Raw genomic sequence first — 20,251 nt, 5'->3', positions numbered from 1 at the left:
GTGTGCGGCTATATCCCCCGGGGTGTGGGGGCGGGCTTCCGGGTGTCGCGTCTGGCTGTGCTGCGGGGGGTTGTGCCCGGGCGGCCGGCAGCCCGTGCGCATCGTTCAGGAAAGCGGCTGCCACGGCACCCTGGCCAACACCGCCCTGCCCTGTTCAGCCAAGGCCTGCGAACCCGGCAGCACCTGCCCGTCGATGGCCTCCAGCGCCCACAGGCCACTGGCATTGCACGCAAAGGCCGCCTTCACACCGGCCAGATCGGCCAGCCGCAGCGGCTGCGTGGCCTGTGCCCCCGGCCAATGTCGCTGCAGCAGCGCCTCGGCGGTCCCGCGCAGCGCCGGGGCCTGCGGCCAGATCAGGCGTTCGCCATCGTGCAACGCCAGGTTCCAGGTGCTGCCCTCGCTGATCCCGCCCTCGGCGGACACGAACAGCACATCGTCAAAGCCCGCCGCCATCGCCGCACGGCGTTCGGCAAACAGGCCGAACGTGCCCACGTGCTTGATCTGCGGCAGCTCGCGCTGCCAGACCACGCTGCGTACGCGCTTCGGTGCGGTCAGCGCCACCGGTGCGGACACCGCCACCAGCACATCTACCGGCACGGCAACCAGCGGAGTGCGGAAATCGAAGTGGCGCGAATACACCGTTACCCGCAGCGAGACATCGCCCTGCCCGGCCTGCTGCAGCGCCTGCGTCATCCAGGCCTGCACCTGCGCGACATCCAGTTCGCTGCCGAACAGTTCGCGCGTGGCCTGCGACAGCCGCGCCAGATGCAGATCCAGCCCCTGCACGGCATGGCCACGCACCTGCATCGAGGTGAAGTGGCCGTAGTTGACCAGGGCCGGCAGCAGATCGTCCACCTGCGCCGGCCGGCCATTGCAGGACACCGTCATCGCAGCAGCGCCTGCGCCTGTTGCCACATGTCGCGCAGCACGTCAGCGGCGGGTGCTGCCGGTGCCATCCAGGCCGATTGCCCGGCCCAGGCCTGCATCGCGGCCAGGCGGTTGTCCTGCGCCGCCTGCTTGCGCATCGGTGCGGTCAGGCCGCGCTGCACCGGGTAAGGACGCGGCGCCGGGGCACCGTCCGCGGCAGCGGCACGCACATAGGGCGTGGCCAGGCCACGACCCAGGCGGCCACTGAAGGCACGGGTCGGCCAGGTGTCTTCGGGTTCGGTGGCGGCCAGGCCATCAGCCCAGGCCGAGGCGATCGCCGCTTCCGGCGTGCGCAGAAAGGCGGTGCCGATCTGCACCGCGCTGGCGCCCAGCGTCAGCGCCGCCGCGATGCCACGACCATCGCCGATGCCACCGGCGGCGATCACCGGAATCTGCAGGTGATCGGCCAGGCGCGGCAGCAGCGCGAACAGACCCACCAGCTGGCGCTCGGCCTGGCTCGGGTCGAACGCACCGCGATGGCCGCCGGCTTCGGCGCCCTGCGCCACCACCGCGTCGGCGCCCGCATCCTGCGCCGCGCGCGCTTCGGCCAGCGTGGTCGCGCAGGCGATCCAGGCGATGCCGGCGTCCTTCAACTGCTGCACGTGGCGCGGCGACAGCACGCCCATGATGGTCGAGGCCACCGCCGGGCGCGCGGCCAGCAAGGCAGCAAACTGCTCGTCGAAATCGGCCGGCGTAGCGTCGGCGGCACTGGCGGGCACGTCCGGGCCCCATTGGGCGAGGAAGGCGCGACTGGTGGCTTCGGCGGTGACATCGCGAACGGGCGCCGGATCCGGCAGCCACAGGTTCACCTGCGCCGGGCCGGCGGAGGCGGCGCGGAAGTCATCCATCCAGCGGCCGATATCGGCGGCCGGCGACAGCACCGCGCCCATCGCGCCCATGCTGCCGGCATTGGCCAGCGCGGCCGACAGCGGCACCGGGCAGGCACCGGCCATCGGTGCCAGCAGGATCGGAACGGAAACACCAAAGCGCTGGCAGAACGCCTCGGCGCGGGAAGATACGGTGGAACTCTGCATGACAGCCCATCGTTTCGGACAGGCTCCCATGGTGCGCGCAGGATGGGGCCGGCGTCGAGCTTGCTCGTTGCTGGATGCGGCGCTTCTGCGCCGTCGCCCGAGCATGGGCTCGGGCGCTACATCAGATTACGGACAAGACCAGGATCAACGGAACGGCATGCCGCGGCCGCCCATGGCACCCATCATGCCCTTCATGCTGCGCATCATGCCCTTCATCCCGCCACCGGCCATCTTGCTCATCATCTTTTCCATCTGCATGTACTGCTTCATGAGCTTGTTGACGTCAGCCGGGGTCACGCCCGAGCCCTTGGCGATGCGCGCGCGGCGCGAGCCATTGAGCAGGTTCGGGTTGCGCCGTTCCTTCTTGGTCATCGAGCTGATGATGGCGATCATGCGCGGCACTTCCTTGCCCTGGCTGACCTGCTGCTTCAGGTGCTCGGGGATGTTGCCCAGGCCCGGCAGCTTGTCCATCAGGCCGCCGATGCCGCCCATGTTCTGCATCTGCTCCAGCTGGTCGCGCATGTCGTTCAGGTCGAACTTCTTGCCCTTGGCGACCTTCTCGGCCAGCTTGGCGGCCTTGTCCTTGTCGACCTGCTGCTCGACCTGCTCGACCAGCGACAGCACGTCGCCCATGTCGAGGATGCGGCTGGCGATACGGTCCGGGTGGAACACGTCCAGGCCTTCCGGCTTTTCGCTGACACCGACGAACTTGATCGGCTTGCCGGTGATGTAGCGCACGCTCAGCGCGGCACCGCCGCGGGCGTCACCGTCGGTCTTGGTCAGCACCACGCCGGTCAGCGGCAGCGCATCGCCGAAGGCCTTGGCGGTGTTGGCAGCGTCCTGGCCGGTCATGGCATCGACCACGAACAGGGTTTCAGCCGGGTTGACCGCCGCGTGCAGGGCCTTGATCTCGGCCATCATCGCTTCGTCGATGGCCAGGCGGCCGGCGGTATCGACAATCAGCACGTCAACGAACGAGCGGCGTGCATCGTCGATGGCGGCGCGGACGATGGCTTCCGGCTTCTGGTCGGCGCTGGACGGGAAGAACAGCACGCCGACCTGCTCGGCCAGGGTCTTCAGCTGCTCGATCGCGGCCGGACGGTAGACGTCGGCCGACACCACCATCACCTTCTTCTTGCGCTTTTCCTTCAGGTGCTTGGCCAGCTTGCCCACGGTAGTGGTCTTGCCGGCGCCCTGCAGGCCTGCCATCAGGATGATGGCAGGGGCGGGAACGTTGAGGTTCAGGTCGCTGGCTTCGGCGCCCATCACCGCGGTCAGCTCATCGCGCACGACCTTGATGAGGGCCTGGCCCGGGGTCAGCGACTTCAGCACTTCCTGGCCGACCGCGCGCACCTTGATGCGCTCGATCAGGGCCTGCACCACCGGCAGCGCGACGTCGGCTTCAAGCAGCGCGATGCGCACTTCGCGGGTCGCCTCGCGGATGTTCTCCTCGGTCAGGCGGCCGCGGCCACGCAGGCGCTCGATGGTGCCGGAAAGGCGCTGGGTCAGGGACTCGAACATGCGGCGCAACCTGTCTGAAAGCGGGGGACAATAATGCAGACAGTATAACGGGTCCGCCCGCCTTCCCGGGCTGCGACCACGGGGCCGTCGCCAGCATCACGGGGGTATGCGAAACTGCAACGATGTTAATCGTTCTCATCGCCACCCTGCTCTACCTGGCCGCCAGCGCCCTGCTGGTGCGTGCGCTTGGCCGCGATGATGCATTCGGTTCGCCCATCTGGCTGTGGCCGGCGCTGCCGGCCATGCTGCTGCACGGCGGCTACCACGTGCTGGTGGCGATGCGCACCACCGGCGGCCCGGACATGCACTTCTTCGCCGCGCTGTCGCTGGTCGGCCTGGGCATGGCCTGGCTGACCTCGCTGGTCGGCGCGCGTGGGCGCATGTCGGCGCTGGGCGTGGTGGTGTTCCCGCTGGCCGCGCTGCTGCTGGCGGTCTACCACGGCTACGGCCACGAACCGAGCAAGGTACTGGGCTGGCGACTGGCCAGCCACGCCTGGCTGGCCCTGCTGGCCTACGCCACGCTGAGCATCTCTGCACTGCTGGCGATCATGCTGTGGCTGCAGGAACGGGCGCTGCGCCGCCGCGAGTTCCGTCCGTGGCTGCGTGCGCTGCCGCCGCTGGCCGATCTGGAAGCGCTGCTGTTCCGGGTCATCACCGTGGGCTTCGCCCTGCTCACCCTGACCCTGGTCACCGGCGTGCTGTTCGTCGATGACCTGCTGGCGCAGAAGCTGGTGCACAAGACCGTGCTCAGCGTGCTGTCGTGGATCGTGTTCGGCGTGCTGCTGATCGGCCGCCGCCGCTACGGCTGGCGCGGGGCAAAGGCGGTGCACTGGACGCTGTCGGCGATGCTGTTGCTGCTGCTGGCGTTCTTCGGCAGCCAGTTCGTGATCGAGCTGGTGTTCGGGCATACGCGGTAAAGGCGTGCCGACCAACGGTCGGCACCCACCTCAGGGCGCGCGACAGGTGTGTAGAGCCGAGCCCATGCTCGGCTGCTTTGCCGCGTAAGCCGAGCATAGGCTCGGCTCTACAACAATCCGCACGGTGCGGCCGCTGCATGGCGCCGTCGCGTGATCGAGGAAAGGCGTGCCGACCAACGGTCGGCACCCACCGGGGACCGGTAGCGCCGGGCCGTCCCCGGCAAGCGCGCAGCGCGGTTGAGCCTACAAGCCGTACCGCTCGATCACATCCAGATGCGGCTGGCGGTCCTGGCCGCAGGCTTCAGCCAGGCGCAGCCAGCACATCGGATGCGGCCAGCCGGCGGTGGCCTGCTGCAGGTAGCGGTGCAGCGCCAGCGGCGCATGCCCCTGCGGCTGGGCCACGGTGAACAGCAGGCCCGGCAGCGTGCCCTCGTCCGCATCCGGGTCGGTCACGGTGTAATCCGGGCGGCTGTGCGCCCACACCTGCCAGCCCTGCGCTTCGGTACCTTCCACGAACGCATTCCAGGCGTCTTCGCCCGGGTGCGCGCCGTCGATCAGCCAGCTGCGCTCGAAGCCACCACGTTCCAGCACGTGCACCTGCGCGTAGGTCGGAATGAAGTGCTGGCGCTGCTCTTCCTCTTCCGGCGCCGGGTGCACCAGCGCGGCATCGAACACCACCCAGTCGCCCACCTGCTGGGCACGGTTGGCCGGCGCGTTCTCGACGATGCGTGCGGTCACCGGACCGGTGCGGCGCGCGTAGTACTCCATCGGCTCGCCCTGCTCCAGGCTGCGGATGATCACCCAGCCCCACGGCTCTTCGACTACGCCGTCCTGGCTGGACAGCTCCATGCCGATGGCCGCGGCCGAGCGGCGCACCGCGTCCCAGTCGCGTGCGGCACTGGCGGCGCTCATGTGGTCCCAGTGCGCGGCATTGGGATCCTCCAGCGTTTCCACCAGCTGCGCGTAACAGGCCTGTGCATCGCTGAAGCGGCCGGTTTCCATGTACATGCGCGCCAGCGTGCCACGCGCGCCATGCGAGCCCGGCGACAGCGCCAGCAGCGCCTGCGCGGCCTGCTCCAGCGCCGGCCAGTCGGACACGCGGCGTGCGCGCTGCACCTCGCACCAGTGCGCGAACACCGGCACGCTGCCGCGGTAGGTGCCGGCCAGGCGGCGCAGGCCATCATCGTCGCCCTGCTCGGTCAGCCAGCGCATCAGCGTGTAGGCAGCGGCGCCGTCCTCCTGGGCATGCGCACGCACGAACTCCCACAGCAGCGCGCGTGCTTCGGTCTGCGCACCACAGGCGTTCAGCGCCGATGCGGCCACCTCGGCCAGCGCCTCGTCATCCGGGCACTGTGCGTGCGCCTGCAGCAGCCACTGTGCCTCGCGTTCGGGATCACGCGACTGCTGCTGTTCGCCACGCGCTTCCAGCCACGCCAGCAGTTCGGCGGCCGGCACCGGCAGCGGTTCGACCTCGGGCAGTGCGTCGATACGGGCCGCCAGGCTGGCCACCAGCTCGCCCGCACCGCGGTCCTGGCGCAGCTGTGCCAGATGGGTGCGGGCCAGGCCGAGCTGGCGCTGCGCCACCCAGCGCGCGCCGCGCTGCAGCGCCAGTTCCAGGCTCAGTGCGGCCAATTCGATCACCAGGCGGTGGGCACCGACGCTGGCGAAGTGCTCGATGATGGTGTTGAAGCGCGTGCCCAGGTCCCAGGTGTTGCGGGCCCCGTCACGGCTGCACAGCAGCGCCACCGTGTTGGCCCACAGGCGCCAGGTGTTCGGGGTCAGCTCGCTCCACGGCACCAGCTGCTGCAGCGCCTCTTCGTCGCGCCCCAGCTGGGCCAGCGCCCACGCGCGCGACAGGCGGCGCGGCACGGTGCAGTTGGCCGGTTCGTATTCGCCGGCCGCGGCCACCTCGGCTTCGCGCTGCTCGATCAGCACCATCGCCTCCTCGGCGCGGCCGCTGGCCAGCAGGATCTTGATCTGCATTTCCGGGAAGCTGTCGAACACTTCCTTGCCGCGCGCTTCCACCGCATCGGCCTGCGCCTTCAGGTAGTCCAGCGCGTCCTGCGCGCGGCCGTCATCGAGCAGCGCATCGGCCTTCTCGCAGCTCAGGCACTGGAAGCAGGCCCAGGTCGGATCGATGCGCGCCAGCGTTTCGTCGCAGACCTCGATGCGCTCGGGCACCCAGCCCGGGCCGTCGATGTTGCCGTAGCAGGCGGCCAGATCCTGGGTCACGCAGATCGACTGCGGGCATTCCAGGGTGTCCTCGCGGTGCGCGCGCTCGAACAGCGAGACCGCCTCGCCGAGCGCGCTCTCGCCTTCGACGCGGTTGCCCACGCGGTTGCGCAGCGCCCAGTGGCCGACGTAGACGTCGACCCAGGGGTTGTCCAGCGCCTTGCCCAGCGCACGTGCCTCGGGCAGCAGCGCGTCGACGCGGTCGACCTGCAGTTCACTGACTTCGTCGGCAAGGCGGGTCAGCAGGTGCGCGTTCTGCGCCTGGCCGGCCTGGCGCAGGTCTTCCTGCAGCTTTTCGACCCAGTTCCAGATATCCATGGGGGTTGGTGCTCCTGTCTAGCGTGAGGCTGGATGAGAAAAAGTGTGTGCGGTGCTCAGCGCAGCATCTGCTGCAGGGCACCGGCGATATCACTGAAGGCGCCATTGAGGTCCGGGCCGGGCGTCGCCGCACCACTGGCCAGCGGGCGGCCCTGCGCAGAGACGATGATCTTCAGCGAGCGCAGCAGCCGTGCGGCCGCCGCTGCCTGCAGATGCCCGTCACGCTGAGCCTGCAGCAGGGCCTGCACGGCGGGGTTGTCCAGGTTGATATACAACCGCGACGGTGCCCGCGCCTCGATGCGCGCAGTGAACTGACGCGCAAGACGCAATGCGGCCATCGACACGCGCTTGTCGTTCTCGTCGTCTTCCAGGCGCTGCTTCAGCTCGGCCTCGCGGTCGGGCACGACCACCACCGGCAACGCTTCGGGACTGAAGCGCGCCGGCAGCAGCTGCTCGCCATCGCCCAGGTGCTCGCCCAGCCACGCCAGCTGCGCGGCATCCAGGCTGTCATCGGTGCGGAACAGCGCGCGGTTGCCCTGCTCGGTGCCCAGCTCCACCAGGCGCAGGCCCTTGGCCTGGGTCCAGCGGCGCAGGAACGGCACCACCGCATAGCGATGGCCGTGCGCGACCGGCACGCCCATCGCGCGGAACAGCATTTCCTCAAAGCCGCCGCCGTTGTCGAGGATCACGTGCACGGCACCGCGCGCGGGCAGCGCGCTGGCCGGCAGGTCGCCCTGCGAGGTCGGCACGCGCACGTGTTCCAGCAGCAGTTCGAACAGGCGCTCATCGCACAGCGCCGCACCCAGCAGCGCCTCGTTGTGGCGGGCCAGCACGCGTCGCCACGCTTCGGGCTGCTGCCGCGCGACGTCGGCCAGTCCGTCGATCAGCGCTTCCAGCAGCGCGTGCTGCACGGCGCGGTACTGGTCGTCGCGCTGCAGGTCCTCGCGGCTGGCGGTCGGGGTCAGGCGCGAGGATTCGATCACGCCGCCGATGAAGCCCGCCCACGGCGGCAGCAGGTCACGCGCATCGTCATCGAGCAGCATGCCGCGCACGAACACCGAGAGATTGCGGTTGTCGCTGGTGCCATAGGTCGCACCATCCTGCACCCACAGCATGCCGGTGGCATCGCTGTCGGCGTCCGCGCGCAGCGGCACGGTCACGATGGGCTCGAAATCATGCTCGAACCGCGCAGCGAACTGCAGCGCCTGGCGACGGGCCTGCACCGGGTGCAGCGCCACCTCGCCCTGCCCGCGCCACGGCGGCGGTTCGGGATTGAGGGCCTCGGCGGCCGCGCCGATGAAGATCGGCTCGGACAGCAGCGCGCAGTAGCGGCCCAGCACCTCGTACAGGCGCGCCTCGTTGGCCAGCGGCAGGAATTCGGCGTGCAGCTCCAGCTCCACTTCGGTACCGACGGCGCGCGCGGGCACTTCGCTCACCGTGTACTGCTCGGCGTTGCTGGACACATACAGGTGGCCCAGCTCCGGCGTCTGGTAGGAGGTGGTGCGCACGCTCACCCGGCGCGCCAGCACGAAGGCAGAGAGGAAACCCAGGCCGAACATGCCGATCAGGCCGTCCTGGTCATCACCGCCCTGGCGCAGGCCACGGGTGTAGCCGACGCCGACAGTGGCCAGGTAATCGTGGATTTCCTGGCGGGTCAGGCCGGCGCCGGTATCGGTGATGCGCAGCACGCCGGCGGCGGCATCGACCTGCACCGAGATGCGCGACGGCAGCTCGATGCCCGGCTGCTCGAGGCGGCGGCGGATGATCGAATCGTGCGCGTTCTGTACCAGCTCGCGCAGGGCCACCATCGGGGTGGAATACAGGTGCTTGCCCAGCACCGTCATCAGTCCATTGAGATCGACCCCTGCGCGGCGGATTTCGGCGGCGGGGGGGCTGAGCGTCGGGTCCTGCATGAAATCGGTTACTCCTTGCCACACAAGGCGCCAGGGTGCGCCGTCGTCGAGCCGGGAAAACTAGCACAGCCAAGCTGACCGTCAGTGCATCGGAGGTGTATAGAGCCGAGCCCCATCTCGGCTGCTCTTGGCGGAGAAGCCGCCGAGCATGGGCTCGGCTCTACAGAAAAGCGAGGAAAGCCGCCGGGTCTGGCCCGGCGCTACCGCCACGGTTTACGCGGCGTCGATGGCCTCGGACAGGCGTTCGACCGCGATCACTTCCATGCCCTTCACCGTGCCGCCCTTGGGGGCGTTGGCCTTGGGCACGATGGCGCGCTTGAATCCGTGGGTCGCCGCTTCGCGCAGGCGGTCCTCGCCATTGGGCACCGGGCGGATCTCGCCCGACAGGCCGACCTCGCCGAAGGCAATCGTCTTTTCCGCCAGCGGCCGGTCCTGCAGCGACGACAGCACGGCCAGCAGCACCGGCAGATCGGCGGCGGTCTCCTGCACGCGGATGCCACCTACGACATTGACAAACACGTCCTGGTCGCCCACCAGCACGCCGCCATGACGGTGCAGCACCGCCAGCAGCATGGCCAGGCGGTTCTGCTCCAGGCCAACGGCGACACGGCGCGGGTTGGACAGCGGCGAGGCATCAACCAGCGCCTGCACTTCCACCAGCAGCGGCCGGGTGCCCTCGCGGGTCACCATCACGCAGCTGCCCGGCTGATGGGTGCTGGCACCGGACAGGAAGATGGCCGACGGATTGGAGACTTCCTTCAGGCCCTTGTCACCCATGGCGAACACGCCCAGCTCGTTGACCGCGCCGAAACGGTTCTTGAACGCACGCAGCAGGCGGAAGCGGCTGCCGCTCTCGCCTTCGAAATAGAGCACGGCGTCGACCATGTGTTCGAGCACGCGCGGGCCGGCGATGCCGCCCTCCTTCGTCACGTGGCCGACCAGGAACACGGCGGTGCCGGTTTCCTTGGCAAAGCGCACCAGCCGCGCAGCACTTTCGCGCACCTGGCTCACCGAGCCGGGCGCCGCGGTCAGCGTTTCGGTCCACAGGGTCTGCACCGAGTCGGCCACGATCAGCCGCGGGCCGGCCTTGGCCGCGTGCTGCAGGATCGACTCGACGCCGGTCTCGGCCAGCGCGTTGACCCCGTCCAGCGGCAGTTCCAGCCGGTGCGCGCGGCCGGCCACCTGGGCCAGCGACTCTTCGCCGGTGACGTACAGCACCGGCAGCACGGCCGCCATCTTCGCCACCGCCTGCAGCAGCAGGGTGGACTTGCCGATGCCCGGGTCGCCGCCGACCAGCACCACCGCGCCCTCGACCAGGCCGCCGCCCAGCACGCGGTCGAACTCGCCGATGCCGGTACTGACCCGGCGGTGCTCGGTCTGCTCGACATCCTTCAGCGCGGTGATCTTCGGCGGGTCGATCTTGCCGGCCCAGCCGGCCCGGCGCGAGGCAGGCGTCTTGGCCGCCGCCGCGCTCTCCAGCACGATTTCCGACAAGGAGTTCCAGGCGTTGCACTCGGTGCACTGCCCCTGCCACTTGCTGTACTCGGCGCCGCATTCGTTGCAGACATAGGCAGTGAGGCGGGCTTTGGCCATGGGGCAGGACTTCGGTGCGGGGAGGTGAAGGAGGATAGCCGAGGCCAGTCGCAGGCGCTGCGACCCCTGGCAAGAGTGCGACACGGTCATGACATCTCCCAATATGAGATGAACATCACATTTTGATGCAATAAAGTGCAGCACCACGCGGCCGCTATAGTCCGCGCCTCCATGCCCCCTACTCCGCCCCCGAAGGACGTTCTATGACTGGCACCTACAGCCAGAGCCTGGTTGTTTTCTCGCTGTTGGTCGCCATCCTGGCGTCCTATACCGCACTGGACATGGCCGGCCGCCTTGCCACGACGGAGGGCCGGGAGGCGCGCCTGTGGCTGACCGGTGGCGCCCTGGCGATGGGCCTGGGCATCTGGTCGATGCATTTCGTGGGCATGCTGGCGTTCAACCTGCCGATCCCGATCGGCTACGACCTGGCCATCACCCTCTACTCGCTGGCGGTGTCGGTGGGCGCATCGGCGTACGCGCTGTGGCTGGTCTCGCGCCCGCTGCTGCCCGCCCGCCGGCTGCTGGCCGGTGCCGTGCTGCTTGGCCTGGGAATTGCGGCCATGCACTACCTGGGCATGGCCGCCATGCGCATGCAGCCGGGCATTGATTATGACCCCGTGTGGTTTGCCGCCTCGATCCTGATTGCCGTCGGTGCCGCCGGAGCCGCGCTGTGGATCGCCTTCCGCCTGCGTGCCCAAGGTGCGCGCACCGTGCGGCTGCGCCTGCTGGCTTCCCTGGTGATGGGTGTGGCCATCGTCGGCATGCACTACACCGGCATGGCCGCTGCCAACTTCCCTGAAGGCAGCATCTGCGGCGCGGCCATCCATGGTGGCATCGACAGCCGCTGGCTGGCGGTGCTGGTCATCGTCACCACGTTGGGCACCCTCGGCATCGCCCTGGTGGCCTCGCTGTTCGACCGGCAGATGCGCGAGCGCACCGGTCTGCTGGCCGAATCGCTGGAGAAAGCCAACGACAAGCTGCTGCAGGCCGCCCTGCACGACCCCCTCACCCAGCTGCCCAACCGCATGCTGCTGCAGGATCGCATCGAGCAGTCGATTGAAAAGGCACGCCGCCGCGGCCATGGCCTGGCCGTGATGTTCTGCGATCTTGACGGCTTCAAGGCGGTCAATGATGCCTATGGCCACCAGCTGGGCGACCGCCTGCTGGTGCGCATGAGCGAGCGCGTCAGCAGCCTGCTGCGCCCGCAGGACACCTTCGCCCGGCTGGGCGGCGACGAGTTCGTGATCGTGCTGGCCGTGGATGAGCCGGACGACGCAGTGGTGGTGGCCGAGCGCATCATCGCCGCCGTGGCCGAGCCGTTCCTGATCGACGCCGCCGAGCTGCAGGTCAGTGCCAGCCTCGGCATCGCCCTGTACCCGGACGACGGCGCCACCGAGCGCGAACTGATGGCGCATGCCGACGCGGCGATGTACCACACCAAGGATGGTGGCCGGAACGGCTATACCTTCTTCACCCCGTCGATGCAGGTCAGCGCCAACCGCCAGCTGCGGCTGCTGCAGGACCTGCGCCGCGCCAGCGACCGCGGCGAGCTGCGCCTGCACTACCAGCCGAAGTTCGTCGCCGCCGGCACGCCCGCAGTGGGCGCCGAGGCCCTGCTGCGCTGGCAGCACCCGGAGCTGGGCATGCTCGCCCCGGATGTGTTCATTCCCATCGCCGAGCGCAGCGGGCTGATCCTGCCCATCGGTGACTGGGTGCTGGACCAGGCCTGTGCACAGTTGCGCAGCTGGCACGATGCGGGCCACCCGGAATGGACGATGGCGGTGAACCTGTCGGCGCTGCAGTTCTCCTCGCCCTCGCTGGTGGACAACGTGCGCGATGTGCTGGCCCGCCATGCGATCGCGCCGGAGCGGCTGACCCTGGAGATCACCGAAACCACGGCGATGAAGGACGTCGAAGCCAGCCTGGCCATCCTCAACGACCTGACCGCGATGGGGGTGCAGATCTCCATCGATGATTTCGGCACCGGCTATTCCAGCCTGCTGTATCTGAAGCGGATGCCGGCCACCGAGCTGAAGATCGACCGCGCGTTCGTGCGCGACCTGGAGAAGAATGCCGAGGACGCGGCCATCGTGTCGTCGATCGTGGCGCTGGGACGGTCGTTGCAGTTGCAGGTGGTGGCCGAGGGCGTGGAAACGCGCGAGCAGCAGGAGTACCTGAGCGGGCTGGGCTGCGACCAGCTGCAGGGGTACCACCTGGGTCGGCCGATGGAGCCGGACGAGTTCCTGCGCAAGGTGGGGTGAGCGGGCGGTTCATCCACGCATGGCGTGGATCTACTGCCGCGGGGGGGCGGCCCGCGGCAGCGACCCCCCCCCCCCCCCCCCGCCGCCGGGGCGGCGTGGGCCTGGGCGGGGGGCCACGACCCTCCGGGATCCCCCGGTAGCGCCGGGCCATGCCCGGCGGAACGACCCGCCGCGATCCCCGGTAGCGCCGGGCCATGCCCGGCGGGCGCACGAAGCATCCCGCCCTACCCCACCCAAACAAAAAGGCCGCCCCGAAGGGCGGCCTTTTCGTGTGTGACAACGTCGCGAAGACGTCAGTGCATCATGTGCACGTTCATGTTGTGCATGACCCACAGGGTACCGGCCACGATGATGCCGATCACCACGACGGTGAAGGCAGCAGCGTTGACGTTCCAGCGGCTTTCCGAAGAGCGGTCCAGGTGCAGGAAGAACACCAGATGGACCAGCATCTGCAGCACCGCGGTGACCGCGATCACCACACCGCAGACGGTGCGCGAGAAATCGCCGGACATCACCATCCAGAACGGGATGACGGTCAGCACCACCGCCAGCACGAAGCCGATCAGGTAGGACTTGACGCTGCCGTGGCTCTCGCCACCCGCTGCGTGGTCATGTGCATGGTTGTCATGTGCCATTACAGCGCTCCATTGAGGTAGACGACGGAGAACACGCCGATCCAGATGAGATCCAGGAAGTGCCAGAACAGGCTCAGGCACGCCATGCGGGTCTTGTTGGTCGGGGTCAGGCCGTACTTCTTCAGCTGCACGAACATCACCAGCAGCCACAGCAGGCCGGCGCTGACGTGCAGGCCGTGGGTACCGACCAGGGCGAAGAACGCCGACAGGAAGGCACTGCGGTCCGGACCATAGCCCTGATGGATCAGGTGATGGAATTCATAGACTTCCATGCACATGAAGCCGAAGCCCAGCAGCCAGGTCACGCCCAGCCACAGGAACATCTGGCCGACCTGCTTGCGGTGCATGGCGATCATGCCCAGGCCGAAGGTCAGCGACGAGGTCAGCAGCAGCGCGGTTTCCCACGCCACGAACGGCAGCTCGAACAGGTCCTTCGCGCCGGGGCCGCCATCGGTGCCGCCGGCCAGCACCACGTAGGTGGCGAACAGCGAGGCGAAGATGAGGCAGTCGCTCATCAGGTACACCCAGAAACCGAAGACGGTGTTGCCGCCGGTGTCGTGGTGCTCGTGGTCGTCATGGCCATGGGCCGCCGCTTGCGCGGCGTGCCCGTGGCTCAGGGTCGAGGTATTGGTGCTCATGCCTTCAGCTCCGACTTCACCAGGCCCTGGGCTTCCAGGTGCTTGCGGTGTTCGTTCTCGATGCGTTCCACCTCGGCGGCCGGGACCCAGTAGTCCACGTCCTGGTCGAAGGTGCGGTAGATGAACGTGGCGATCATGCCGACGAAGCCGATGATGGCCAGCCACCAGATGTGCCAGATCATCGCAAAGCCGAAGACCATGCTGAAGGCGCCGATCACCACGCCCGTGCCGGTGTTGCGCGGCATGTGGATGTCGGTGTACTTGGCCGGCTTCGGCCAGGCTTCACCACGCTGCTTGCGCTCCCAGAAATCGTCCAGCTCGGTGACTTCCGGCAGGGCGCCGAAGTTGTAGAAGGCCGGCGGCGAAGAGGTTTCCCACTCCAGCGTACGGGCATCCCACGGGTCGCCGGTCAGGTCGGCCGTCTTCTTGCGGTCGCGGATCGACACGGCCACCTGGATGATCTGGCACAGGATGCCGGCACCCACGATGAAGGCGCCCACGGCAGCAACCAGCAGGAACGGCTCGTAGGCCGGGTTCACGGTGCTCTGCAGACGACGGGTCATGCCCATGAAGCCCAGCACGTACATCGGCATGAAGGTCACGTAGAAGCCGATGAACCAGCACCAGAACGCGCACTTGCCCCAGAACTCATTGAGGCGGTAGCCGAACATCTTCGGCCACCAGTAGGTGATGCCGGCAAACATGCCGAACACCACGCCGCCGATGATGACGTTGTGGAAGTGGGCGATCAGGAACAGGCTGTTGTGCAGCACGAAGTCGATGGCCGGGATCGCCAGCATCACGCCGGTCATGCCGCCGATGACGAAGGTGACCATGAAGCCGATGGTCCACAGCACGGGCGTGGTGAAGTGCACGCGGCCGCGGAACATGGTGAACAGCCAGTTGAAGATCTTCACGCCGGTCGGAATCGAAATGATCATCGTCGTGATGCCGAAGAAGGCATTGACGTTGGCACCCGAGCCCATGGTGAAGAAGTGGTGCAGCCACACGATGAACGACAGCACGCCGATGCAGGCGGTGGCGTAGACCATGCCCTTGTAGCCGAACAGTGCCTTGCGCGAGAAGGTCGCGATGACTTCGGAGAAAACGCCGAAGGCCGGCAGCACCAGGATATAGACTTCCGGGTGACCCCAGATCCAGATCAGGTTGATGTACAGCATGGCGTTGCCGCCACCATCATTGGTGAAGAAGTGCGTACCCAGGTAACGATCCAGGGTCAGCAGCACCAGGGTGATGGTCAGCACCGGGAAGGCAGCGACGATCAGCACGTTGGTCACCAGGGCAGTCCAGGTGAACACCGGCATCTGCATCAGCTTCATGCTCGGGGTGCGCATCTTCAGGATGGTGATGAAGAAGTTGATACCACTCAGCGTGGTACCCAGGCCCGCGACCTGTAGGCCCCATATGTAGTAGTCCATACCTACATTGTTGCTGTACTCGATCCCCGACAATGGCGGGAAGGCCAGCCAGCCGGTGGCGGCGAATTCACCGATCCACAGCGACAGCATGATCAGCACCGCGCCGGACACGAACAGCCAGAAGCTGAGCGAGTTGACGAACGGGAACGCGACGTCGCGCGCACCGATCTGCAGCGGCACGGCCAGGTTCATCAGGCCGGTGATCAGCGGCATCGCCACGAAGAAGATCATGATCACGCCGTGGGCGGTGAAGATCTGGTCGTAGTGGTGCGGCGGCAGGTAACCCTCGGACCCGCCGACGGCGATGGCCTGCTGGGTACGCATCATGATGGCGTCGGAGAAACCACGCAGCAGCATGACGAAGGCGACGATGAGGTACATCACGCCGATCTTCTTGTGGTCCACCGAGGTGAACCACTCCTTCCACAGATAGCCCCACAGCTTGAACTTGGTGATCAGGGCCATGACGCCCAGGCCACCCAGCACCGCGCCGACCAGGGTGGTCAGCACGATCGGATCGTGGGGGATCGACTCAAGAGAGAGTTTTCCCAGCATGTTCATTCTCCCGAACCCATGTGGCCTTCATGGCCACCGTGTTCGTCTGCGTCAGTGGCATCCAGGTTCTTCCCGGATTCCTTGGAATCATGCGCCTCGGTCGGGGCGTGCCCCTCGTGCGCTTCATGGGTGGACGCATCGGCGGCAGCAGCACCCGCGTGGGAATGCTTCATGCCGTAGTGCTTGTTATCACCCATGTGCTTGGCGAGGACCCAGTCGAACAGGCCTTCTTCCACGGTGCCGTAGTAGGTCACCGGATACCACTCGGAGTTCTTCGCTTCGCCCAGGGCCTTGAAGGAGGCCTGGTCCAACGTTTCCTTGCCGGCGCGGACCTGGTCCAGCCACTGGCGGTATTCGGCATCGGTGACCGAATAGGCGGTGAAATGCATCTTGGCGAAGCCCAGGCCGCTGTAGTGCGAGGACATGCCCGGGAATTCACCGATCTCGTTGGCGATCAGGTGGAGCTTGGTCTCCATCGCCGCCATCGAATAGATCATGCTGCCCAGGTGCGGGATGAAGAACGCATTCATCACCGTGTCGGACGTGATCTTGAAGTTCAGCGGGGTGTTGACCGGGAACTTGATCTCGTTGACGACCGCAACCTTCTCTTCCGGATAGATGAACAGCCACTTCCAGTCCAGCGAGATCGCCTCGATGGTGACCGGCTTGACGTCCGATTCCAGCGGCTTGTACGGGTCAAGCGCGTGCGAGGACCGCCAGGTCAGCACCGCCAGGACCAGCACGATCATGCAGGGGATCGACCACACCACCACCTCGATCGCCGTCGAGTGGGACCACTTCGGCTCGTAGCGGGCCTTGGTGTTGGAGGCGCGATACTTCCACGCGAAGGTCAGGGTCATGATGATGACCGGGATGACGACCAGCAGCATGAGCACGGTGGCCGTGATCAGCAGGGTCTTCTCATCCTGGCCGATCTGGCCCTTCGGACTGAGGATGGCCACTGCATCGCAACCGGTGAGCATCACCAGCAACGACAGCAGCAGGCCCGGGCGCAACCAGCGCCCAAGGGTTTTCAACGGAATCATCGGTCGATCCAATTGCGAGGGAATGCCGTTCCCCGTCCTGCCCGCTCCGGCCAAAGCCGGTCCCGCCTGCGGTTGAGACAGGCAGTGAGGTGGGGTCGAGTCAGCCTTTCAATTTTAGGCCGTCACGCATCATTTAAGAAGGGCATTGACAATGATCCAGCGCAGGAAGTGGCCGGATATCGCTGCGACACGTTGTCGCACCGGGTGCGCAGGCGGCTGGAATGCCGGAATCGGCAAAGCCCGATGAACGTATTCAGGAATGCAGCGAGGGGGTGTCCGGCAGCGCCGCGAAGTCCTGGTCGTCCGCCTGCACTGCCTTCTCGATCGAATCGGACCAAGTGCAGCGCTGCAGCGGACACTGCTCGCGCAGCAGTTCGACGAACTGCCGCTCGAACCGGGTGAACGCCGCCGGGTCGTCATCGGTGAAGAAATCGGCACTCTGCACCGCGTACTGGCCGGTGCCCAGGTGGTGCAGCACCGTGTAGCGGACGCAGGCGCCGTGCGGCAGGCGCTTCCAGACGGCGTGGTGCATGTAGAGATCGTCCGGCTGCATGGCCGGCGCCCCTTACAGGGCCGTGCATCGGGAGGCCTGGATCAATGCATCGGAATCCGCACGCAGCAGATACGCCGCACTATCCGCATCTATCGGCGCCGAATCTCCGATGTTTCCGGACCCAAACGCGCCCATCTGCACCGAATCGATTCCGTCGCCGTCCTGAGGGGCGTGGCCCTGGAATTGTTCGAGCTCTTCATTCGCAGCATCTTCCCCATGGTGGCCGACAAGGAAATCGCGTTGGACCTGGACTGCCACGTCTTGCGTGCACAGGCCCACTGGCTGGACCGGGTCATCCTGCAACTGGAGGATGCCGGATGGACGCAGTACCGGCCCGGGGGCCCAACCCGCGAGCTGCGCCGACTGTTGTCGGCCAACTATGGGTTCGATCTACTATTCGGTCTCGGCCCCCGCCTAAAACTTCGGGTTCCGAGCGAGCAGGCCAGCAACGAGGCCCGGCGCTGGGTTGCCTCCAACAACATTGCTTGGGGTTGAGCATCGTCGGTGCTCCATGCAGGCCGGCGACAGCGCCTGATACCGGCTGAAGTGCCCGACCGCATGGGCGCAGCACGTGCGTACGTATCCTCGGCAGGTGTAAAGGGTGACCCAATAGGCGGGTCTGTGGATGCTGAATAAAGCGCTGATTACTCAGCCTCCTTCGCGCTATCCATGGTTTCACATGGCCACGCATTTCCAAGTGCTACGCCAATCCCTCTTGGGGCATCCAACCACCATATCTGCGGATGCTCCTGAAAGAACCGCGTGGCAACAGCCACCACTTTATTCACGTCAACACGCACTGGTTTGCAGCGCGTCTTCCCCGGCCATCGGAGACTGTGATATGAAGACGGGATCTTGCTGGAAGGCTATTTTAAAGGGATTGGAAGGATGGAAAAGCTTGAGGGGGCCGATCCTCGTTTTAGCCCCAGTCTTTGGGGTTTGGCGAAGCGCTTTCGTAAACGGGGCCTCATGGGTGCCTGGCTCTGTTGCACACCATTGATGAGCTTGGCGCAAGCGCAATCGGCAAACACCGAGACGGTCACCTACATTCATACCGATGCGCTTGGTTCGGTGGTTGCCGAGACCGACGCCAATGGCAACGTGGTCAAGCGCTATGACTACGAACCCTATGGGGGCGTTGTCGGCGGGCAGGTTACGGATGGACCAGGATATACTGGGCACGTGAGCGATGCTGCCACTGGGTTGAGCTACATGCAGCAGCGCTACTACGATCCCCAGCTGGGACTCTTCCTCTCGGTAGATCCCGTTTCTACGCACTCAAGCCCGAAACACTTCAATCGATACAGTTACGCTTACGGCAATCCGTATTCCTTCACCGATCCGGACGGAAGAATCCCGGTAATGCCCTTCATCTACGGTGCCGTCATGGGCGGCCTCGCAGACATCGCGGTTCAAAAAGCCATGAATCCGGGTAAGCCTATCGACAGAGTGGAGGTCGGCATTGCTGCCGCCGTTGGCTCTGTCTCCGGCGGCGCTGGTGGACTAGCCGTTGCTGCAGTCGGTTCCGGCACGATTTCGGTAGGGCGTGCGGTTGCAATTCAGACAGTGGTCAATGCAGTGGCGGGCGGTGCCGGTTCCGCCGCAGAGAGCGCAATCAAAGGCCAGCCCATCACGGCGGAGGGCGTCGCTTCAAATGCGATTGGCAGTGCAGCTGGAGGATTGGCGGCCTCCGGTGTTGGCGCTGCCATGGGTGATTTCGCGGGCCCCGCTGCTCGGGGAACACTACAGAAGCTAAGCCAGTCATCCGCCCCTGGTGCACCGAACATTGCAAGCACCACGGCATCGACTGGAGTGGCGATTCCAAGGCAATCCGCACTCCAAGGCGCGGCATCCCAAGCGGGTCAGAATCTCGCGGGAGCAGGAGCGACTGTCGTACAGAAAGACTTGGAGAAGAAGAAATGAGTTCCATAATGAAAGGTTTCCTAGGAACTCAATTTCTCGCCGCGTGCTTTGGCCTTTCGTACTTCGCAGTTCTCACGTATCGCCACCACCCGGACGCTATCCATATTGGGTTGCGGATCTGGGGCTACTTTGCGGTGATCTTTCTATTGCTTCATCTGTTTCTTGCGCTGAAGCAGTGGTGGAAAAACTCGCACCGAAGGCGATAGGCGCGCTCTCTTTCTTTGTTTGGTTTGCACCAAATCACGAGCCGCCCAATGGGCGGCTTGTGGTTTTCTCGGGGCGGTTCACCAGCTTGCAAGTGAAAGCATGTCAATTCCGACATCAGCTACCGGGAAAAATCAGCTTCACGTGAAATCCATCACGGTTCGCATGCTGGCTAGTGGTGTCCATTATGGCGCCGCTGTCCAGTACGGTGCGGGCGTCCAATCTGTCTGGCGGCGGTGTCCAGTTCATTTGGCGACGCTGTCCAATCCGTTTGGCGCTGGGTGTCCAATTGGTTGGCTTTTCGTACAACTGAAGCCACACCTCCGGATATGGCACCGATGCCCGCTGAAACCGCTACGGACTCCAAGTTGATGGGAGCATCTGGATTGGCTAGCTTTTGAGCCAACATCTCCACTCCGGCCCCGATCACAGTGAATCGCCCAGGCTTTTGTAGACAGTCGTCAGCCGTTTAGTGCGTACCGCTTCTCAAACTCTACCGGGGACAGCCCGTCGTTGGAACTGTGCCGCCGCTTTGGGTTGTA

At 66.2% G+C, this 20,251-nt stretch carries 16 protein-coding genes; 4 read left to right on the top strand and 12 right to left on the bottom strand.

Annotated elements, in window-relative coordinates:
• Positions 1 to 105 precede the first annotated feature (105 nt).
• The 3 genes from AC1VXD_RS18035 to ffh all read right to left on the bottom strand — a co-directional run bounded on the left by AC1VXD_RS18035 (position 106) and on the right by ffh (position 3,482).
• Positions 106 to 888, bottom strand: a complete 783-nt coding sequence (locus AC1VXD_RS18035; RefSeq protein ID WP_482993195.1) for an aminotransferase class IV family protein — start codon at positions 886 to 888, stop codon at positions 106 to 108.
• Positions 885 to 1,961: an NAD(P)H-dependent flavin oxidoreductase gene (locus tag AC1VXD_RS18030; RefSeq protein WP_482993194.1), complete on the bottom strand. Its 1,077-nt coding sequence runs from the start codon at positions 1,959 to 1,961 to the stop codon at positions 885 to 887. Before AC1VXD_RS18030 ends, AC1VXD_RS18035 begins: the two co-directional genes overlap by 4 nt.
• A 144-nt stretch (positions 1,962 to 2,105) precedes the next feature.
• The gene (ffh, locus tag AC1VXD_RS18025) at positions 2,106 to 3,482 is read right to left on the bottom strand and encodes a signal recognition particle protein (RefSeq protein WP_108768208.1); all 1,377 of its coding nucleotides are present in this window, start codon (positions 3,480 to 3,482) and stop codon (positions 2,106 to 2,108) included.
• A 122-nt stretch (positions 3,483 to 3,604) separates the two neighbouring features.
• On the opposite strand from ffh, the gene AC1VXD_RS18020 reads away from it, so the two are divergent.
• Positions 3,605 to 4,399, top strand: a complete 795-nt coding sequence (locus AC1VXD_RS18020; RefSeq protein WP_482993193.1) for a cytochrome C assembly family protein — start codon at positions 3,605 to 3,607, stop codon at positions 4,397 to 4,399.
• 243 nt (positions 4,400 to 4,642) lie between these two features.
• Here the strand turns inward: AC1VXD_RS18020 and AC1VXD_RS18015 are convergent, their stop codons facing one another.
• From AC1VXD_RS18015 to radA, 3 genes are all read right to left on the bottom strand, one after another.
• Complete coding sequence (locus AC1VXD_RS18015) at positions 4,643 to 6,949, bottom strand: tetratricopeptide repeat protein (RefSeq protein ID WP_482993192.1); 2,307 nt, start codon at positions 6,947 to 6,949, stop codon at positions 4,643 to 4,645.
• A gap of 56 nt (positions 6,950 to 7,005) precedes the next feature.
• Positions 7,006 to 8,862, bottom strand: coding sequence for an ATP-binding protein (locus AC1VXD_RS18010; RefSeq protein WP_482993191.1), 1,857 nt, complete (start codon positions 8,860 to 8,862; stop codon positions 7,006 to 7,008).
• Between the two features lie 213 nt (positions 8,863 to 9,075).
• The gene (gene radA / locus AC1VXD_RS18005) at positions 9,076 to 10,455 is read right to left on the bottom strand and encodes a DNA repair protein RadA (protein WP_482993190.1); all 1,380 of its coding nucleotides are present in this window, start codon (positions 10,453 to 10,455) and stop codon (positions 9,076 to 9,078) included.
• A 203-nt stretch (positions 10,456 to 10,658) separates the two neighbouring features.
• Between radA and AC1VXD_RS18000 the strand changes: the two genes are divergently transcribed.
• Positions 10,659 to 12,716 carry a putative bifunctional diguanylate cyclase/phosphodiesterase gene (locus tag AC1VXD_RS18000; RefSeq protein ID WP_482993189.1) on the top strand — a complete coding sequence of 686 codons (2,058 nt, stop codon included), beginning with the start codon at positions 10,659 to 10,661 and terminating at the stop codon, positions 12,714 to 12,716.
• A 293-nt stretch (positions 12,717 to 13,009) separates the two neighbouring features.
• Here AC1VXD_RS18000 and cyoD read toward each other — a convergent pair whose 3' ends face one another.
• From cyoD to AC1VXD_RS17975, 5 genes are all read right to left on the bottom strand, one after another.
• Positions 13,010 to 13,351, bottom strand: coding sequence for a cytochrome o ubiquinol oxidase subunit IV (cyoD, locus tag AC1VXD_RS17995; RefSeq protein ID WP_482993188.1), 342 nt, complete (start codon positions 13,349 to 13,351; stop codon positions 13,010 to 13,012).
• Positions 13,351 to 13,989 (bottom strand): cytochrome o ubiquinol oxidase subunit III, encoded by a 639-nt coding sequence (cyoC, locus tag AC1VXD_RS17990; protein ID WP_482993187.1) that lies wholly within the window; start codon positions 13,987 to 13,989, stop codon positions 13,351 to 13,353. The genes cyoD and cyoC overlap by 1 nt, the downstream gene beginning before the upstream one ends.
• Entirely contained in the window at positions 13,986 to 15,983 is a 1,998-nt protein-coding gene (cyoB, locus tag AC1VXD_RS17985) for a cytochrome o ubiquinol oxidase subunit I (protein WP_150455230.1), read from the bottom strand. Before cyoB ends, cyoC begins: the two co-directional genes overlap by 4 nt.
• A gap of 2 nt (positions 15,984 to 15,985) precedes the next feature.
• Positions 15,986 to 17,029: a ubiquinol oxidase subunit II gene (gene cyoA / locus AC1VXD_RS17980; RefSeq protein ID WP_482993186.1), complete on the bottom strand. Its 1,044-nt coding sequence runs from the start codon at positions 17,027 to 17,029 to the stop codon at positions 15,986 to 15,988.
• Positions 17,030 to 17,282: 253 nt separating this feature from the next.
• Positions 17,283 to 17,561 carry a hypothetical protein gene (locus AC1VXD_RS17975; RefSeq protein ID WP_482993185.1) on the bottom strand — a complete coding sequence of 93 codons (279 nt, stop codon included), beginning with the start codon at positions 17,559 to 17,561 and terminating at the stop codon, positions 17,283 to 17,285.
• Here AC1VXD_RS17975 and AC1VXD_RS17970 point away from each other — a divergent pair.
• On the top strand, positions 17,556 to 18,077 hold the full coding sequence (locus tag AC1VXD_RS17970; RefSeq protein ID WP_482993184.1) for a hypothetical protein: 522 nt from the start codon (positions 17,556 to 17,558) through the stop codon (positions 18,075 to 18,077). The genes AC1VXD_RS17975 and AC1VXD_RS17970 overlap by 6 nt on opposite strands.
• Before the next feature lie 149 nt (positions 18,078 to 18,226).
• On the opposite strand, the gene AC1VXD_RS17965 is transcribed toward AC1VXD_RS17970, so the two are convergent.
• On the bottom strand, positions 18,227 to 18,436 hold the full coding sequence (locus AC1VXD_RS17965) for a Rap1a/Tai family immunity protein (protein WP_482993196.1): 210 nt from the start codon (positions 18,434 to 18,436) through the stop codon (positions 18,227 to 18,229).
• Between the two features lie 34 nt (positions 18,437 to 18,470).
• Here AC1VXD_RS17965 and AC1VXD_RS17960 point away from each other — a divergent pair, with 34 nt between their 5' ends.
• Positions 18,471 to 19,505, top strand: a complete 1,035-nt coding sequence (locus AC1VXD_RS17960) for an RHS repeat domain-containing protein (protein ID WP_482993183.1) — start codon at positions 18,471 to 18,473, stop codon at positions 19,503 to 19,505.
• The last annotated feature ends 746 nt before the right edge of the window (positions 19,506 to 20,251 follow it).

Source organism: Stenotrophomonas sp. STEN054 (assembly GCF_056854535.1).
Note: the sequence above shows the minus strand (reverse complement) of the source record. Positions and strands in the feature narration are given on the sequence as shown.

What these genes read in the sequence shown, in the direction of transcription:
- AC1VXD_RS18035 (WP_482993195.1), bottom strand. Translation starts at nt 888, where the DNA reads ATGACGGTGTCCTGCAATGGCCGGCCGGCGCAGGTGGACGATCTGCTG.
- AC1VXD_RS18030 (WP_482993194.1), bottom strand. Translation starts at nt 1,961, where the DNA reads ATGCAGAGTTCCACCGTATCTTCCCGCGCCGAGGCGTTCTGCCAGCGC.
- ffh (WP_108768208.1), bottom strand. Translation starts at nt 3,482, where the DNA reads ATGTTCGAGTCCCTGACCCAGCGCCTTTCCGGCACCATCGAGCGCCTG.
- AC1VXD_RS18020 (WP_482993193.1), top strand. Translation starts at nt 3,605, where the DNA reads ATGTTAATCGTTCTCATCGCCACCCTGCTCTACCTGGCCGCCAGCGCC.
- AC1VXD_RS18015 (WP_482993192.1), bottom strand. Translation starts at nt 6,949, where the DNA reads ATGGATATCTGGAACTGGGTCGAAAAGCTGCAGGAAGACCTGCGCCAG.
- AC1VXD_RS18010 (WP_482993191.1), bottom strand. Translation starts at nt 8,862, where the DNA reads ATGCAGGACCCGACGCTCAGCCCCCCCGCCGCCGAAATCCGCCGCGCA.
- radA (WP_482993190.1), bottom strand. Translation starts at nt 10,455, where the DNA reads ATGGCCAAAGCCCGCCTCACTGCCTATGTCTGCAACGAATGCGGCGCC.
- AC1VXD_RS18000 (WP_482993189.1), top strand. Translation starts at nt 10,659, where the DNA reads ATGACTGGCACCTACAGCCAGAGCCTGGTTGTTTTCTCGCTGTTGGTC.
- cyoD (WP_482993188.1), bottom strand. Translation starts at nt 13,351, where the DNA reads ATGGCACATGACAACCATGCACATGACCACGCAGCGGGTGGCGAGAGC.
- cyoC (WP_482993187.1), bottom strand. Translation starts at nt 13,989, where the DNA reads ATGAGCACCAATACCTCGACCCTGAGCCACGGGCACGCCGCGCAAGCG.
- cyoB (WP_150455230.1), bottom strand. Translation starts at nt 15,983, where the DNA reads ATGCTGGGAAAACTCTCTCTTGAGTCGATCCCCCACGATCCGATCGTG.
- cyoA (WP_482993186.1), bottom strand. Translation starts at nt 17,029, where the DNA reads ATGATTCCGTTGAAAACCCTTGGGCGCTGGTTGCGCCCGGGCCTGCTG.
- AC1VXD_RS17975 (WP_482993185.1), bottom strand. Translation starts at nt 17,561, where the DNA reads ATGCACCACGCCGTCTGGAAGCGCCTGCCGCACGGCGCCTGCGTCCGC.
- AC1VXD_RS17960 (WP_482993183.1), top strand. Translation starts at nt 18,471, where the DNA reads ATGGAAAAGCTTGAGGGGGCCGATCCTCGTTTTAGCCCCAGTCTTTGG.